Origin of the sequence: Escherichia albertii, assembly GCF_028622335.1 — a bacterium.
Lineage (GTDB): Bacteria > Pseudomonadota > Gammaproteobacteria > Enterobacterales > Enterobacteriaceae > Escherichia > Escherichia albertii.
In genome coordinates this window covers 2,641,561-2,657,768 of sequence record NZ_CP117568.1, presented here as the reverse complement: position 1 = coordinate 2,657,768, position 16,208 = coordinate 2,641,561, and the positions used below count along the sequence as shown (strand labels likewise).

The following is a 16,208-nucleotide window of genomic DNA, read 5'->3' as shown; positions in this document are numbered from 1 at the left end:
TCTGGAAGGAAGAGAGACAATGAATTACTACACACGCTGGCTTGAGTTAAAAGAACAAAATCCCGGAAAGTACGCGCGTGACATCGCAGGCTTAATGAATATCAGTGAAGCTGAACTGGCATTTGCCCGCGTAACTCATGATGCGTGGCGGATGCGCGGTGATATTCGCGAGATTCTGGCGGCGCTGGAAAGCGTTGGTGAAACCAAATGCATTTGCCGTAACGAATATGCCGTCCATGAGCAAGTGGGAGCGTTCACGAACCAACATCTGAACGGACATGCCGGATTGATCCTCAACCCGCGTGCGCTGGATCTGCGTCTGTTTCTCAATCAGTGGGCCAGTGTTTTCCACGTCAAAGAAAACACGGCTCGCGGTGAGCGCCAGAGTATTCAGTTCTTTGATCATCAGGGCGATGCATTACTAAAAGTTTATGCCACCGACAGCACCGATATGGCGGCATGGAGTGAGCTTTTGGCGCGCTTTATCGTCGAGGAAAATACGCCCCTTGAGCTACAGGCTGTTGATGCGCCAGTTGAGAAAACACAAGTCGACGCCAGTGTAGTCGAACAAGAGTGGCGGGCGATGACTGATGTTCATCAGTTTTTTACGCTGCTCAAGCGACATAATCTGACGCGTCAGCAGGCTTTTAATCTGGTGGCAGATGATTTGGCCTGCAAAGTCTCCAACAGCGCACTGGCGCAGATTCTGGATTCTGCCCGGCAAGATGGTAATGAGATCATGGTGTTTGTTGGTAACCGTGGCTGTGTACAGATTTTCACTGGTGTGGTTGAAAAAGTGGTGCCGATGAAAGGCTGGCTGAATATTTTCAACCCAACATTTACTCTTCATTTGCTGGCGGAGAGCATTGCCGAAACCTGGGTAACACGCAAGCCTGCCAGTGATGGCTATGTGACTAGCCTGGAACTGTTTGCTCATGATGGTACGCAGATTGCGCAACTCTATGGTCAGCGTACTGAAGGGGAACAGGAACAAGCGCAGTGGCGTAAACAGATTGCAGCGCTGACGCAGGAAGATGTTGCGGCATAAGGCGCATTTACCCGGAGGTCCGGCGGTAGCCGGGCCCCTGTAGTATTCATGACCCGCGTCGGGTAGATGATTTAAACCAGATAATGAATATGTTGATGGCGAACCAGCTCATTGATCCGTCGGAGATGAAGGATCATCATGATATTGTGTTTGTGGCAGTAAAATGTTTTGAGCGATATTTTTAACTTCTCCAGAATATCTTCCGTTGTCATTTCTGTAGCAATGCAAGTCAGTACCTGATGCTGTTTTCGTGACAGTAAGACATCAGCTTCTGGCGCAGAGCAGTAACTGCCATTGATTAGCGCGACAAAATCAATGATGGTAATATTTCTTTGTACAAATGTGACCGGAGTTTTCCCCAGACAGCGTTTAATATTAAATGGTGAGAAAATAATGACATGGAACGGCCTCAGACGCTCAATTTTCGTGAGCATCGCCGAATGAAAAACATTATTCATTAATGTATCAATAATGACTAAGGCGTTCTGATGCAACGTTAAGTCGATATCTTCTTCATTCTGTATATGAACGACATTACCTTTATTTAGAATGTTCTTCATGGCAATAAAGAACATCGTATCTCTGGTAATAACAAGAAACATAGCCGACTCCTGCTGCGAATATTAACTTTATATCAGGTAGCCAAAGGTAATTAACTGGGCTGGAATTATTATTATATTTATCTGCTTACTGTATATTAGTGTCGAAGAAGCAGGTATCTTAAAAATACCTGCTTCTTCAGGCTAAATCATTTCACCAGTTCAGGTGTTACCTGGCTAACTGCATTGGTATAGTACGGCGCACCCCAACCCGGTTCTGGCCAGAAAGCGCCGTAACCGTAATCCCACAAGTTGTAGGTGGTGTTAACCACTTCTCTTAAATGCCATACCTGGATCCCTTGTACATTTACGTCAACGAAGTTGTACGGGACTTTATTGATAAAACCCGGCTGTTCGCCCTGAATTGTGCCGAGGATGGTGACAAAGTGATTGCGGTAGTTCACCGGGTCAAGGAAGCCATTTTGTCTGGCGAGCAGGCGGCCCTGATAGTTAGCTTCAATATCGGGTTTGGCATAGCTATCCAGCGGTAATACGGCGATTTCTAACAGCGTATCTGTTTTGCCGTTAATGACGTTGATAACCTTACCGCCAAAGCGTGCTTGTTGACCGATATATAAACCTGGTTGGTTATGAACAGCAACAAAACTTTTTTGAATATCTGGTTGGTTGTTGCCTTTGATATTCTGCGGAATCGAACTACATGCGGCAAGCAAAAATGAAAGGCTGAGGATGAGTGCACCTTTTGTCTTGTTCATGTTACTATCCTTATCAACAAATATTAAAAATATAATAGATATTTATTTATGATTTTCATCTGCTTGCCTGGAGATATACCTGATAGTAACGTAAACCTGTCTGATATTTATATGCTTCAGCTATGCTTCTTGATGGATGTCATTGGCGGGGGTAATGTTATTATATTATGTCTCATAACACCGTCTATTTCAAAATAGACAGTGTTATTTTTATACTCACGGTAATATCTGTGCAAAAATATTATGTAGATTAATTTTTTCACCATTTATAAAATGTAATGTAGTTGTATTGTTATTTGTATTTTGTTCATGTCGTGGGCGCGGTGGAAGCAAATTATTCCCATCTTCACGACTCAACATTAGCCTGCACAGGCAATTCGGTGACATTCACCTCGTTGATGCGCAGGGTAGGTACATTTTCTGCATTTTCCGGGGTGTTCATTTCTGGTTCGTTATCGAACATCGGTTCGACCGCACGCAGTGCGTGCGTCCTCATAATCCTGTTCTGTACGGATAGGTTTAATGTTCATTAATTCCAAAAAAAAGCCCACTTTTTGAGTGGGCTTTTTGTCTGTGTTTTACAATATCAGGCTGCTTTTTTATTCAGATTCCGCTGAGAAATAAATTCTTCAGCAGTAGTGATACGGCTTAACTCTTCCTGAACGCGCATATCATTTTCAACTTCCCACAGGTCTACTGCGGTCTGAAGATTAATCCAAAAATCTACAGAAGTATCGAATGCTTTTGCCAGGCGATATGCCATATCCATCGTTAGCTTACGATTATTATTAACAAGAGCACTTACGGTGTTGCGATGAACATGAAGTATTTCTGCTAACTCGTTGATCTTAAGCTCTAACGGCTCCAGGTATTCGTACAGCAGGATATCACCTACAGTCGTCGGTTTTCTGGTTGCCTGTTTCATTTTTTGCCCTTACTAGCGTGCGTATTAAGTGGACTCTGGTCAGTACCCGGTCCATCCGCCGGGTATTTGTTTTAGTATTTGTGAGGGTCGAGATACAAGTCCTCGGCCTTTCCGTTAACCCACTTAAAAATTAACCTATATTGATTATTCACCCTTATTGATGAATAGCAGTTTAGCTTCCCTGACAATTCCTCATACCGATTACCTGGTGGTGATCTCAAGTCCTTCCAGGTCGTTGCGGCATTGATAATATCCAGCTTCCGCAACAATGTAATATGAATATCAGAAGGTATCTTTTTGTGTGGTGTTGAAAATTCAAAAAAATCATCAAGCCACGCATCCCTGAAATCCTTTATGTTAATTTTTTTTGGTCATTGGTCATTTTATCCTCCATGATGATTAATGAATGTCACAATGATAGTGCACCACTGCACTGTGCGCAAGTGCATATCACAACAATTCCCCGCCTCCATCCAAAATCACAGTCTCCCGAAAATCTTCCTTTCGATACCTGATAAATCGACCTTTGAGGACGCTTATGGGCCGTTTTGACGAATGGTTTGCTGATGATGCAAGCCTGATGAGAAAGGGAACAGAACATGACAGCACGCAGAGAGAAGAGACAACGACGGTTGAAGCGAATGAAGGAAGTACAACGGAAAATGGGAAGGTCAGTACAGGGCCATTCAGTATTCTGGAAGAACACGCCGCCACCGAAGCTGATAGCCATGATAATTGGCCTGATAATACTGGTGACTCTGTTACGGAAGTGATTGAACCTGACATCGCAGCCCTACCGGCATCGCTCGCTAACAGAGAACCAAACCAGCAGCTTAAAACCCGATATAACGGGCACAAAGCATTAACGCATGGTCATGAATTCTTTCGCCTCGAACTCCTGAGCATTGTACCTGATTGCCGCCGTACTAAATTTTGTCCGAATCAGGACGTAAAAAAACCGACTTTACGTCGGTTTTTTTACTTTTCAGCCCTGAGTTGGTGGCTCTGGCTGGAGTGAGATAGTCATCATCTAACGCATCAATGCTAATACCATACTGAAACTATTGCAAGGACGTGCTGGTTTTATGACCTGCACATACTGTATGATTATCCAGTTAGCTCTGAGGCATTTTCACTCTGGCAATGCGCATAAACGCTTTCAAAGTCCTGATCAGTGGTACGGGTGGTGCCGTTAACTGATGCTCTGGCCGGAGTGAGATAGTCGTCATCTAACAATGAGACACGCACCGTGACAGGCAGTGGATGAGTAAGCGGATGCATTCTCACTCCATCGCATGGAGAAAACGGGTGATTGATAAAGCAATCATCGTTCTTGGGGCGTTAATTGCGCTACTGGAACTGATCCGCTTTCTGCTTCAGCTTCTGAACTGATAGCGGAAACGTAATTAAGGGCAAAGAGCACACCACTCTTTGCCCTTTAACATTTAACGCATGGTCACGAACTCTTCTGCCGCCGTCGGGTGAATGGCAACCGTGTTGTCAAAGTCTTTCTTGGTTGCGCCCATCTTCAACGCCACCGCGAAGCCCTGCAACATTTCGTCCATACCAAAACCAATGCCATGAATACCGACAATCTTCTCTTCTGGCCCAACGCATACCAGTTTCATGCGGCACGGCTGGCGGTGAGTGGTGACGGCGGTATACATCGCAGTGAAAGAGGATTTATACACTTTCACCTGATCGTCGCCATACTGCTCGCGTGCCTGAGGTTCCGTTAGACCAACAGTACCAATCGGCGGATGGCTGAAGACCACGGTCGGAATGTTGCTGTAATCCAGATGTTCATCCGGCTTGTTATTAAACAGGCGTTCAGAGAGACGGCGGCCTGCCGCCACAGCCACTGGGGTCAGCTCCACTGCACCCGTGTTATCGCCCACCGCGTAAATACCTTCAACGTTGGTATTTTGATATTTATCGACGACGATATAGCCTTTTTCGTTGGTTTTAACGCCCGCGGCTTCGAGGTTGATGTTGTCATTGGCAGGCTCACGACCAATTGCCCAAATCAGGCAATCCACCGTTTCACTGCGCCCATCTTCCAGCTCCAGCGTCAGGCTACCATCGGCATTTTTCACCACCGCTTTCGGGATGGCGTGAGTATGCAATGTGGGGCCTTCGGTATTCATCACTTCGACCAGAGTTTCAGTGATCATCGGGTCAAAGCTGCGCAGTGGTGCGTGTTTACGCACAAACAGATGCGTCTTCGCGCCGAGGCCGTTAATCACGCCAGCCAGTTCAACGGCGATGTAACCCGCGCCAACCACTGCCACACGCTCAGGCAATGCGGGAAGGGCAAAGAAACCATCGGAATCAATACCGTATTCCACGCCTGGAATATTCGGGTGGCTCGGACGACCGCCGGTGGCGATCAGAATATGATCGGCAGTAATCGTTTCGCCGTTAACCTCCAGCGTTTTGGCATCAACGAAGCGGGCAAAGCCCTTGATTACATCAACGTTATTTTTACCGAGCACGTTTTCATAGGAGGTATGAATACGGTCGATATAAGCGGTACGGCTGGCGATCAACGTTTCCCAATTGAATTTGTTGATGGTGGTATCAAAGCCGTAATCCGGGCCGTACATGTGGATCGCTTCGCGGATTTGCGCCGCGTGCCACATTACTTTTTTCGGCACGCAGCCAACGTTCACACAGGTGCCGCCCAGCTCTTTGGCCTCAATCAGCGCGCATTTCTGGCCGTACATAGCTGCGCGGTTGATGGAGGCGATACCGCCGCTGCCGCCGCCGATGGCGATGTAATCATAGTGTTTAGTCATGACAGAGTGTCCTTATCGTTGATTACCGCGATTGTAGCGCGAGACGTAAAAGGTGCCAGCAATGGCTGCAATTACTCCGGCACGATCCAGCTTACAGTGGCGTGCCCGGTGCCTGCCGGAACCAGCTTGCTGTGCAGCCACGGCAGCACGTTATTCATCTGCTGTTCCAGCTTCCATGGCGGGTTAATCACAATCATGCCGGAAGCGGTCATGCCACGGCGATCGCTGTCTGGCAGTACCGCCAGTTCAATCTGCATGATCTTACGGATACCGGTCGCTTCCAGCTCGTGGATCATGCGCTTGATTTGTTGGCGCAATACCACCGGATACCACAGCGCATAGACGCCCGTAGCAAAACGTTTATACCCCTCATTAATGCCGCTGACCACCGCCTGATAGTCGGTTTTCATTTCATATGGCGGATCGATAAGGATTAAACCACGGCGAGAAACCGGCGGCAGTTTGGCCTTAAGCTGCTGGAAACCGTCGGCTTTTTCGACGCGCGCACGGCTGTCTTTCTGAAATTCAGAACGTAGCAACGGGTAATCGCTCGGGTGCAGTTCAGTCAGTTGCAGGCTGTCCTGTTCACGCAGTAACTGACGAGCAATCAATGGCGAACCGGGGTAGTAACGCAACTGACCGCTACGGTTGAAGTGTTCCACCACGCTGATGTACGGCTCCAGTTCTGCTGGCAGGTCGTCCTGCTGCCAGATACGGGCGATGCCTTCGAGATATTCGCCAGTACGTTCGGCATGTTCGCTGCCTAACTGATATCGCCCGGCACCTGCGTGGGTGTCGAGATAGAGAAACGGTTTATCTTTCTCTTTCAGCGACTCGATGATCAGGCTCTGAACGGTATGTTTAAGGACGTCGGCGTGGTTGCCAGCGTGGAAGCTGTGGCGATAACTGAGCATGGATAAAGGTGTTCCGGTAAGTAAAAATCGGCCCGTATTCGGGGCGCACAAAAGCGTATCTGGACAGTATACCGAAAAGAGGCCGCCGCCGCGAAAGCGTAACGTTTCTCATTGAAATTCACTACACTTAACCCCATGCTACAGACATTATGTAAAGCGCCTGTGAGCGTTTCGTTCCCCCTATTTAACCAGGACTGTACCTATGACGAATCCGTTACTGACTCCCTTTGAACTACCACCATTTTCTAAAATCCTGCCAGAGCATGTTGTTCCCGCTGTAACCAAAGCGTTGAGCGATTGCCGCGAAAATGTGGAGCGCGTGGTAGCGCAGGGTGCGCCGTACACCTGGGAAAATCTCTGCCAGCCGCTTGCGGAAGTGGACGATGTGCTGGGGCGTATTTTCTCCCCGGTCAGCCACCTGAACTCGGTGAAAAATAGCCCGGAACTGCGTGAAGCCTACGAACAAACTCTGCCGCTGCTGTCGGAATACAGCACCTGGGTCGGGCAACATGAAGGGCTGTATAAAGCGTACCGTGACCTGCGCGATGGCGATAACTACGCCACGCTGAACACGGCGCAGAAGAAAGCGGTTGATAACGCACTGCGTGATTTTGAACTGTCTGGTATCGGCCTGCCGAAAGAGAAACAGCAGCGTTACGGAGAGATTGCCACCCGTCTTTCTGAACTGGGCAACCAGTACAGCAACAATGTCCTTGATGCGACGATGGGCTGGACCAAACTCGTTACCGACGAAGAGGAACTGGCGGGGATGCCAGAGAGCGCACTGGCTGCGGCAAAAGCCCAGGCCGAAGCGAAAGAACTGGAAGGCTACTTGCTGACGCTGGATATCCCAAGCTATCTGCCGGTTATGACCTACTGCGACAACCAGGCCCTGCGTGAAGAGATGTATCGCGCTTACAGCACTCGCGCTTCTGATCAAGGCCCGAACGCCGGTAAGTGGGACAACAGCAAGGTGATGGAAGAGATCCTCGTTCTGCGTCACGAACTGGCGCAACTGCTGGGCTTTGAAAACTACGCATTTAAATCGCTGGCAACAAAAATGGCAGAGAGCCCGCAGCAGGTGCTTGATTTCTTAACCGATCTGGCAAAACGTGCGCGTCCGCAGGGCGAAAAAGAGCTGGCGCAACTGCGCGCCTTCGCCAAAGCCGAATTTGGCGTGGATGAGTTGCAGCCGTGGGATATCGCGTACTACAGCGAAAAACAAAAACAGCATCTCTACAGCATCAGTGACGAGCAACTGCGTCCGTACTTCCCGGAAAACAAAGCGGTTAACGGCCTGTTTGAAGTGGTGAAACGTATTTACGGCATCACCGCTAAAGAGCGTAAAGATGTTGATGTCTGGCATCCAGATGTCCGTTTCTTCGAACTGTATGACGAGAACAACGAACTGCGTGGCAGCTTCTACCTCGATCTGTATGCCCGTGAGAACAAACGCGGCGGGGCGTGGATGGATGACTGCGTAGGCCAGATGCGTAAAGCCGACGGTTCGCTGCAAAAACCGGTCGCGTATCTGACCTGTAACTTCAACCGCCCGGTGAATGGTAAACCGGCGCTGTTTACCCATGACGAAGTGATCACGTTGTTCCACGAGTTCGGTCACGGACTGCATCATATGCTGACCCGCATCGAAACAGCGGGTGTTTCTGGTATTAATGGTGTGCCGTGGGATGCGGTCGAACTGCCGAGTCAGTTTATGGAAAACTGGTGCTGGGAGCCGGAGGCGCTGGCGTTTATCTCCGGTCACTATGAAACTGGCGAACCGTTGCCGAAGGAGCTGCTGGATAAAATGCTGGCGGCGAAGAACTATCAGGCGGCGCTGTTTATCCTGCGTCAGCTGGAGTTCGGCCTGTTCGATTTCCGCCTCCATGCCGAGTTCCGCCCGGATCAGGGAGCGAAAATCCTCGAAACCCTGGCAGAAATCAAGAAACTGGTCGCCGTGGTACCGTCCCCGTCCTGGGGGCGCTTCCCGCACGCTTTCAGCCATATTTTCGCCGGTGGTTATGCCGCAGGTTACTACAGCTACCTGTGGGCCGATGTGCTGGCGGCAGATGCCTTCTCGCGCTTTGAGGAAGAGGGTATTTTTAACCGTGAAACCGGGCAGTCGTTCCTCGACAACATTCTGAGTCGTGGCGGTTCGGAAGAACCGATGGATCTGTTCAAACGCTTCCGTGGTCGTGAACCGCAACTGGATGCGATGCTGGAGCATTACGGCATTAAGGGCTGATCATTCGGTGAAAATCTGCTTAATTGATGAAACAGGCGCCGGAGACGGCGCCTTATCTGTTCTGGCGACCCGTTGGGGGCTGGAACACGATGAAGACAACCTGATGGCGCTGGTGTTAACGCCGGATCATCTGGAACTGCGCAAGCGCGATGAACCGAAGCTGGGCGGCATTTACGTTGATTTTGTTGGTGGGGCGATGGCGCACCGTCGCAAATTTGGCGGCGGACGCGGTGAGGCGGTAGCAAAAGCGGTGGGCATTAAAGGCGATTATCTGCCGGATGTGGTAGATGCGACCGCAGGTTTAGGGCGCGATGCTTTTGTACTGGCTTCGGTCGGCTGCCGCGTGCGGATGCTGGAACGTAATCCGGTGGTTGCCGCATTGCTCGACGACGGCCTGGCGCGTGGTTATGCGGATGCGGAAATCGGCGGCTGGCTGCAGGAGCGTTTGCAGTTAATTCACGCCTCCAGCCTGACGGCGCTGACTGATATTACCCCGCGCCCGCAGGTGGTCTATCTCGATCCGATGTTCCCGCATAAGCAGAAAAGCGCGCTGGTGAAAAAAGAAATGCGTGTCTTTCAATCGTTGGTGGGGCCGGATCTTGATGCCGATGGATTGCTGGAGCCTGCGCGGTTGCTGGCGACCAAACGCGTGGTGGTGAAGCGCCCGGACTACGCGCCGCCGCTGGCGAATGTCGCCACGCCAAACGCGGTTGTCACCAAAGGGCATCGTTTTGATATTTATGCTGGTACGCCAGTGTAAAAGTAAAAGCGGGTAGCATTATTGCTACCCGCTTTTACTGTGTTCGTACCGGATGCGGCGCGAACGCCTTATTCGGCCTACAAAGTCGCGAAAATTCAATGTGTTGATATTCTCTTGTAGGCCTGATAAGCATAGCACATCAGGCAATCTTACATTTATCATCATTATCAAACTGGGTAGTGTAATTGCTATCCAGTTTTCTGCGACAAAGATTAATGGCTTTCCGGCGTCTCAATCATCCGTTTCAGCCATGGCACCATCAACAGCATCACTACTGCAACGCCCAGCGTGACCAGACCGATCTTACCAAACACGTTGGTATAAACAGGCAGCGTCTCAAGCGGATCGGTAATGTTGTCCGGTACCGCCGTGAATGTTGCCACATAGCCACCCAGCAAGAATGCGGCAGCCTGCGTCAGGAACCACATCCCGAGAATAAAGCCCATTAAATGTTGCGGCACCAGCGCGGCAATCATCGCCAGGCCCAGGGCGCTAATCAGCAGTTCACCTAAACTCTGGAACAAGTAAACCAACACGATAAACCACGGCGACGTCAGCCCTTGTGCATCAGCAAACCACATTCCTGCCGCGGCAGCCGTCAGAAAGCCCAGTGAGCACATAAACATGCCGAGGGTAAATTTCATCGGCATGGAGAGATCTTTACCTTTGTTTCCAAGATGCGTGTAAATACCGGCCAGAACCGGGCTGGCGAGTACGACCCAGAACGGGTTCAGCGCCTGGAAGCTGACCGGGTTGATGGAAAAACCAAGAATTTCATGATGCACGTTGTTGATAGCAAAGAAGTTCAGTGACGTCGGCATCTGAGCGTAAAGGATATAAAACACCACCGCTTCAAGCATCAGGATAAAGGCGACAAACATTTTATTGCGCCCGGTTTTATCCAACTTGAATGCCTGACGGAAGAAGATAATCGTCACCACAATGGAGAGAATAATCAGTACCAGGTTGGCGATTTCTACGTTGTGCATCAGCCATGCACAAACGAAGATCATCACCACGCTGCCGAACAACACGTACAGTAGTTTGCTGAAGCTCATTGGCCGGAAATCGGGTTCAGAACCAATGTATTCCACCATTCCGCGACAGGCGATGTAGACCAGGAGTGCGACAATTAATCCGGCGCCGCACAAGTTATAGGTGACGGAATAGCCGAATTTGTCGGCAATAACCGGCGCCAATGACAACGCCACTAACGAACCGATATTGATCGACATGTAAAACAGGGTGAAAGCGCCATCGAGACGCGGATCTTTCGGGGGATAGCACTTCGAAAGCAGGCTTGCCGGGTTTGCTTTAAACAAGCCGTTACCGACGGCAATTGTTCCCAGTGCGATAAAGATGAGATCCGGCTTGAGTAGGGACATTCCCGTCATGAAGTAACCAATTGCCAGCACAATTGCCCCGAGGACAATAGTGCGTTTGGTCCCCAACAGATGATCGCCAACATAGCCACCGATCGAGATAAGCCCATAGACCAGCGCAGCAAAAGCGCCGAAGGTGACAAAGGCCTGCTCTTGTGAGAATCCGAGCTGTTTAACGAAGAAAACCGCCAGTACGCCCTGCACGCCGTAGTAGCCGAATCGCTCCCATAACTCGACAAAAAAGATCATGAAAAATGGGCGAGGTTGCCGCAGCATCCCCGTGGGTGTTGTTGTATTCATATTTATTAACCTTCCAATACCATCCTGAAAAGTATGAACGCGTAAGGGGTAACGCGCGAAAAAGTTTACCTCTGTCAGGGATCCTTAATATTGATGCAATGAATAGATTAATACACTATTACAACAGAAAATAACCAGATGATCACACTAATGATGAAGATTATGATGGTGTTAAATTTTGAATTTGGCAGAGATTTTGATTGCGTACGTTGACCGTAGGCCAGATAAGGCGTTTACGCCGCATCTGGCAACAAGACGCGCCAAAAAGCAAAACGCCCGCAAAAGCGGGCGTTCAGGAGCGATTCGAAGAGGGGGGATTATTCTTCTTCGTCACGCAGTGGAACAATCAGCATATCCACGTGAACGGTGTTGATAAGCTGGCGTGCGGAAGACATCAGCTTGCTCCAGAAGTCCTGGTGGTGACCACAAACCACCAGATCCATATCGTATTTCTTGATTGCATCAACCAGAACCTGGCCCAGATCGCCGCTGCCGCTAAGAGTTTCAGTGATGGGATAACCTGCGTTGGTGGAGAGTTCGCTCAGAGCGTGATGAGTCTCTTCAGAGATGCGTTTCTGCATGTCGCCCAGATTCACATCAATAAGCCCGGTGTATAGGTCAGAGTAGTTCACATCTACGTGGATCAGAGAAACTTTCGCATTGTAGGGGCGGGCCATAGAAACCGCTTTCTCTACCAGTACTTTGCTTTCCGGGGAGAGATCAACCGCGATGAGAATGTGTTTATAAGCCATAGTGTTACTCCTTCCATAAAGTTGTCGATGACTGGCCAGCTAGCGTTTCTTGTGCCGTTACGTCACCCGCGTCCTGCGAACTCCATGCGCGGGGCTAACCCAGCCGTAAAGATTCAGTTTAAGACCATCCTTACCTTATAGCGACCCGGATGATCCGTCAATCCGCCTCGCTTACCAGGTAGATAAACAAATTTTCGACATGAATGTATTGATAGTGGTTAACCTTATGGAAAAAAAACAACCTGATCTCCTACACTATCTATAGAGCCGCTCTGATGTTCGTCACGACAAAAGCGGTTTCTCCAGGACCTGGTGTTAACTGATTGGCAGCGTATCGGGAGCGGTAGCCCCGGAGTGGAACTCCGCGGGCAGGTCGCCGGGGAGGAGGTATGATAAGCACCGTCGCATTATTTTGGGCTTTATGTGTCGTTTGCATTGTTAACATGGCGCGCTATTTCTCATCACTACGCGCGTTGTTAGTGGTACTGCGTAATTGCGATCCATTGCTCTATCAATATGTAGATGGAGGGGGCTTTTTTACCTCACATGGTCAACCTAACAAACAGGTGCGTCTCGTTTGGTATATCTATGCGCAACGGTATCGCGATCATCACGATGATGAGTTTATCCGTCGCTGTGAGCGCGTACGTCGGCAGTTTATCCTGACCAGCGCATTGTGTGGTCTGGTGGTGGTTAGTCTGATTGCGTTGATGATTTGGCATTAAACGCCATAGAGATAACACATAAAAAAGCGGGCCAGTTTACTGACCCGCTCGTTTTGGTGCGTGTAATTACAGGAACTGCAAGGAGATCCAGTAGAGCGCGCCGGAGAGCAGTACCGCAGCTGGCAGGGTGAATACCCAGGCCATCAGAATGCTGGTCACCGTTTTGCGCTGTAAGCCGCCGCCATCAACGACCATCGTCCCCGCAACAGAAGAGGAGAGCACGTGGGTGGTAGAAACCGGCATCCCGGTATAACTCGCCAGGCCGATAGAAACTGCCGCCGTCATCTGGGCAGACATACCCTGAGCATAGGTCATGCCTTTCTTACCGATTTTCTCACCGATAGTCGTTGCCACGCGACGCCAGCCGATCATTGTACCGATACCCAACGCCAGTGCGACCGCCATGATTATCCAAATCGGCGCGTACTCAATAGTGCTGAGCATATCGGACTTCAGTTTCTTCAACAGACGCTGATCATCCGCAGTAACGCCAGGCATTTTCACCACTTTGTCGATGGTGTCAGAAACGCACAGCATAATGCGGCGCATCTGGCTACGCTGATCAAGCGACAGCTTGTCGTAGCTTTCCACATCGGCGGTCAACATGCCCTTCAGGCGATTAAGTGCGTTAATGGTATTCGCTGGATGGCAGTGGAACTCAACGGGTTGCGTTGCGTCCACCTTCGGCGTTGGCGCTAACTGATCAGCACCGGTTGCCTGTTTCAACAGTGCAGGGTGTTGCTCAAAGTAAGCTTCCACGTTGTTGATTGCATCGCGGGTACGGGTGATTTCGTAGCCTGAGGCATTCATGTTAACCACAAATCCCGCAGGCGCCACACCAATCAGTACCAACATAACCAGACCAATGCCTTTCTGACCATCGTTCGCGCCGTGGGAAAACGCCACGCCGATGGCGGAAAGGATCAGCGCGATACGCGTCCAGAACGGCGGCTTTTTCTTGCCGTCTTTCTTTTCACGTTCCGCTGGGGTCAGGTGGATACGAGCGCGTTTCTTGGTGCCGCTCCAGTAGCGACGCAGCAAGAAAATCAGACCGCCAGCAAACACCAGGCCGACAATAGGGGAAACGATCAGAGAGGCGAAAATACTTAATACTTTCGGGATATTGAGTGCATCCACCACTGATGTTCCGTTCATCAATGCATTGGTTAAACCAATACCGATGATTGCGCCAATCAGCGTATGGGAGCTGGATGCAGGCAAACCAAAGTACCAGGTACCCAGGTTCCAGATAATCGCCGCCAGCAACATAGAGAACACCATAGCAAGGCCATGGGACGATCCCATATTAAGCAGCAGATCTGTCGGCAGCATATGCACAATGGCATAGGCAACACTCAGACCACCCAGCAAAACACCCAGAAAATTGAACACTGCCGCCATAACCACAGCGAGCTGGGAACGCATCGCGCGGGTATAGATGACAGTTGCCACGGCGTTGGCTGTGTCATGGAAACCATTGATGGCTTCGTAGAACAGCACAAAAGCCAGTGCAAGCAATAATAACAGCCCGGTATGCAAATCCAGGCCAGCAAACAAATGTAGCATAGGACGTTACGCCATTTTGAGGACATGAACGCGGCGCATTATCAGTGACTTTCGCGGCGCGGGCAAAGTGAAATATAGACTTTTTTTGATTTGCCTCCTGTATGGATTTCACTCAAAAAATAATTATCTTATATAATTCAGGCAAATACTTCCTTTTAGTAATATTGACGCTGGTGCGACCACTGAGGAATCTTTACAATTCACGCCCGTTTTTTCTAAGAGGAGCGCAACGTGGAAAGGTTTGATGCCATTATTATAGGCGCTGGTGCGGCAGGCATGTTCTGTTCTGCGCTGGCAGGTCAGGCGGGACGCCGGATTCTGCTGATCGATAATGGTAAAAAACCAGGGCGCAAAATCCTCATGTCTGGCGGTGGACGTTGCAACTTTACCAACCTTTATGTTGAACCGGGGGCTTATCTGAGCCAGAACCCGCATTTTTGTAAGTCTGCCCTCGCCCGGTTTACCCAGTGGGATTTCATTGATCTGGTCAATAAGCACGGCATCGCCTGGCACGAGAAAACGTTAGGGCAACTCTTCTGTGATGACTCTGCTCAGCAGATTGTCGACATGCTGGTGACGGAGTGCGAGAAGGGCAATGTGACCTTCAGATTGCGTAGCGAAGTGCTGAGTGTGGCGAAAGATGAAACGGGCTTCTCGCTTGAGCTGAACGGCATGGCTGTCGGTTGTGAAAAGCTGGTTATTGCGACCGGTGGACTCTCAATGCCAGGGCTCGGAGCGTCTCCGTTTGGCTATAAGATTGCCGAACAATTTGGCCTCAACGTATTGCCGACGCGCGCTGGTCTGGTGCCATTTACCTTGCATAAACCGTTGCTGGAAGAGTTACAGGCGCTGGCGGGCGTGGCGGTGCCTTCAGTAATAACCGCCGAAAACGGCACTGTATTTCGTGAGAACCTACTCTTCACTCATCGTGGCTTGTCTGGTCCTGCGGTGTTGCAGATTTCCAGTTACTGGCAACCCGGTGAGTTTGTCAGCATTAACCTGCTACCGGATGTCGATCTGGATACCTTCCTTAATGAACAGCGTAACGCACATCCGAATCAAAGCCTGAAGAACACACTGGCGATTCATCTGCCGAAACGGTTGGTTGAACGGCTGCAACAACTCGGGCAAATCCCGGATGTGACGCTGAAACAGCTCAACGTGCGGGACCAACAGACACTCATTGCCACGCTGACCGAATGGCGCGTACAACCCAACGGCACTGAAGGTTATCGCACTGCTGAAGTGACGCTCGGCGGCGTGGACACCAACGAGCTTTCTTCACGAACGATGGAAGCGCGCAAAGTGCCTGGCCTGTACTTCATCGGTGAAGTCATGGATGTCACCGGCTGGCTGGGGGGCTATAACTTCCAGTGGGCGTGGTCGAGTGCCTGGGCTTGTGCGCAGGATTTGGCGGCAGAGTAATACGTAAAATGCGCCTTCGTTTTCGCAGTGGTGTCAGGGAAGTTAACCTGAAT

At 50.1% G+C, this 16,208-nt stretch carries 17 protein-coding genes and 1 pseudogene; 7 read left to right on the top strand and 11 right to left on the bottom strand.

Annotated features, from left to right (window positions below; genetic code table 11):
• Positions 1-19 precede the first annotated feature (19 nt).
• Positions 20-1,048: a hematinate-forming heme oxygenase ChuS gene (chuS, locus tag PS053_RS13000; RefSeq protein WP_001110408.1), complete on the top strand. Its 1,029-nt coding sequence runs from the start codon at positions 20-22 to the stop codon at positions 1,046-1,048.
• A gap of 71 nt (positions 1,049-1,119) precedes the next feature.
• On the opposite strand, the gene PS053_RS12995 is transcribed toward chuS, so the two are convergent.
• The 5 genes and pseudogenes from PS053_RS12995 to PS053_RS12975 form a co-directional block, all read right to left on the bottom strand.
• On the bottom strand, positions 1,120-1,650 hold the full coding sequence (locus PS053_RS12995; RefSeq protein ID WP_256879204.1) for a helix-turn-helix transcriptional regulator: 531 nt from the start codon (positions 1,648-1,650) through the stop codon (positions 1,120-1,122).
• Between the two features lie 146 nt (positions 1,651-1,796).
• Positions 1,797-2,363, bottom strand: coding sequence for an outer membrane lipoprotein Slp (gene slp, locus PS053_RS12990; protein WP_059216822.1), 567 nt, complete (start codon positions 2,361-2,363; stop codon positions 1,797-1,799).
• Positions 2,364-2,789: 426 nt separating this feature from the next.
• Positions 2,790-2,893 (bottom strand): annotated as a pseudogene (locus PS053_RS23175) (transcriptional regulator); the annotation flags it as partial.
• A gap of 56 nt (positions 2,894-2,949) precedes the next feature.
• Entirely contained in the window at positions 2,950-3,288 is a 339-nt protein-coding gene (locus tag PS053_RS12980) for a HigA family addiction module antitoxin (RefSeq protein ID WP_000806446.1), read from the bottom strand.
• Between the two features lie 71 nt (positions 3,289-3,359).
• Positions 3,360-3,650, bottom strand: a complete 291-nt coding sequence (locus PS053_RS12975; RefSeq protein WP_256879206.1) for a type II toxin-antitoxin system RelE/ParE family toxin — start codon at positions 3,648-3,650, stop codon at positions 3,360-3,362.
• A 176-nt stretch (positions 3,651-3,826) separates the two neighbouring features.
• On the opposite strand from PS053_RS12975, the gene PS053_RS12970 reads away from it, so the two are divergent.
• Positions 3,827-4,306 (top strand): hypothetical protein, encoded by a 480-nt coding sequence (locus tag PS053_RS12970; RefSeq protein WP_059215194.1) that lies wholly within the window; start codon positions 3,827-3,829, stop codon positions 4,304-4,306.
• Between the two features lie 89 nt (positions 4,307-4,395).
• Here PS053_RS12970 and PS053_RS12965 read toward each other — a convergent pair whose 3' ends face one another.
• Complete coding sequence (locus PS053_RS12965; RefSeq protein WP_000553433.1) at positions 4,396-4,569, bottom strand: hypothetical protein; 174 nt, start codon at positions 4,567-4,569, stop codon at positions 4,396-4,398.
• Between the two features lie 27 nt (positions 4,570-4,596).
• On the opposite strand from PS053_RS12965, the gene dinQ reads away from it, so the two are divergent.
• Complete coding sequence (gene dinQ / locus PS053_RS12960; protein WP_001295215.1) at positions 4,597-4,680, top strand: damage-inducible type I toxin DinQ; 84 nt, start codon at positions 4,597-4,599, stop codon at positions 4,678-4,680.
• A 53-nt stretch (positions 4,681-4,733) separates the two neighbouring features.
• Here dinQ and gorA read toward each other — a convergent pair whose 3' ends face one another.
• Together gorA and rlmJ are read right to left on the bottom strand one after the other, a co-directional pair.
• The gene (gene gorA, locus PS053_RS12955; protein WP_054410173.1) at positions 4,734-6,086 is read right to left on the bottom strand and encodes a glutathione-disulfide reductase; all 1,353 of its coding nucleotides are present in this window, start codon (positions 6,084-6,086) and stop codon (positions 4,734-4,736) included.
• Between the two features lie 71 nt (positions 6,087-6,157).
• Entirely contained in the window at positions 6,158-7,000 is an 843-nt protein-coding gene (gene rlmJ, locus PS053_RS12950) for a 23S rRNA (adenine(2030)-N(6))-methyltransferase (protein ID WP_010326142.1), read from the bottom strand.
• A 202-nt stretch (positions 7,001-7,202) separates the two neighbouring features.
• On the opposite strand from rlmJ, the gene prlC reads away from it, so the two are divergent.
• Both prlC and rsmJ read left to right on the top strand, forming a co-directional pair.
• Positions 7,203-9,245 (top strand): oligopeptidase A, encoded by a 2,043-nt coding sequence (prlC, locus tag PS053_RS12945; RefSeq protein WP_059216824.1) that lies wholly within the window; start codon positions 7,203-7,205, stop codon positions 9,243-9,245.
• Between the two features lie 7 nt (positions 9,246-9,252).
• Positions 9,253-10,005 carry a 16S rRNA (guanine(1516)-N(2))-methyltransferase RsmJ gene (gene rsmJ, locus PS053_RS12940; RefSeq protein WP_000686615.1) on the top strand — a complete coding sequence of 251 codons (753 nt, stop codon included), beginning with the start codon at positions 9,253-9,255 and terminating at the stop codon, positions 10,003-10,005.
• Positions 10,006-10,217: 212 nt separating this feature from the next.
• On the opposite strand, the gene dtpB is transcribed toward rsmJ, so the two are convergent.
• Positions 10,218-11,687 (bottom strand): dipeptide/tripeptide permease DtpB, encoded by a 1,470-nt coding sequence (gene dtpB / locus PS053_RS12935; protein WP_001098674.1) that lies wholly within the window; start codon positions 11,685-11,687, stop codon positions 10,218-10,220.
• A gap of 317 nt (positions 11,688-12,004) precedes the next feature.
• Positions 12,005-12,439, bottom strand: coding sequence for a universal stress protein UspA (gene uspA / locus PS053_RS12930; RefSeq protein WP_000323570.1), 435 nt, complete (start codon positions 12,437-12,439; stop codon positions 12,005-12,007).
• Between the two features lie 389 nt (positions 12,440-12,828).
• Here uspA and uspB point away from each other — a divergent pair, with 389 nt between their 5' ends.
• The gene (gene uspB / locus PS053_RS12925) at positions 12,829-13,164 is read left to right on the top strand and encodes a universal stress protein UspB (protein WP_000626187.1); all 336 of its coding nucleotides are present in this window, start codon (positions 12,829-12,831) and stop codon (positions 13,162-13,164) included.
• Positions 13,165-13,230: 66 nt separating this feature from the next.
• On the opposite strand, the gene pitA is transcribed toward uspB, so the two are convergent.
• The gene (pitA, locus tag PS053_RS12920) at positions 13,231-14,730 is read right to left on the bottom strand and encodes an inorganic phosphate transporter PitA (RefSeq protein WP_000902768.1); all 1,500 of its coding nucleotides are present in this window, start codon (positions 14,728-14,730) and stop codon (positions 13,231-13,233) included.
• A 231-nt stretch (positions 14,731-14,961) separates the two neighbouring features.
• Here pitA and PS053_RS12915 point away from each other — a divergent pair, with 231 nt between their 5' ends.
• Complete coding sequence (locus tag PS053_RS12915; protein ID WP_059228483.1) at positions 14,962-16,155, top strand: BaiN/RdsA family NAD(P)/FAD-dependent oxidoreductase; 1,194 nt, start codon at positions 14,962-14,964, stop codon at positions 16,153-16,155.
• Positions 16,156-16,208 lie beyond the last annotated feature (53 nt).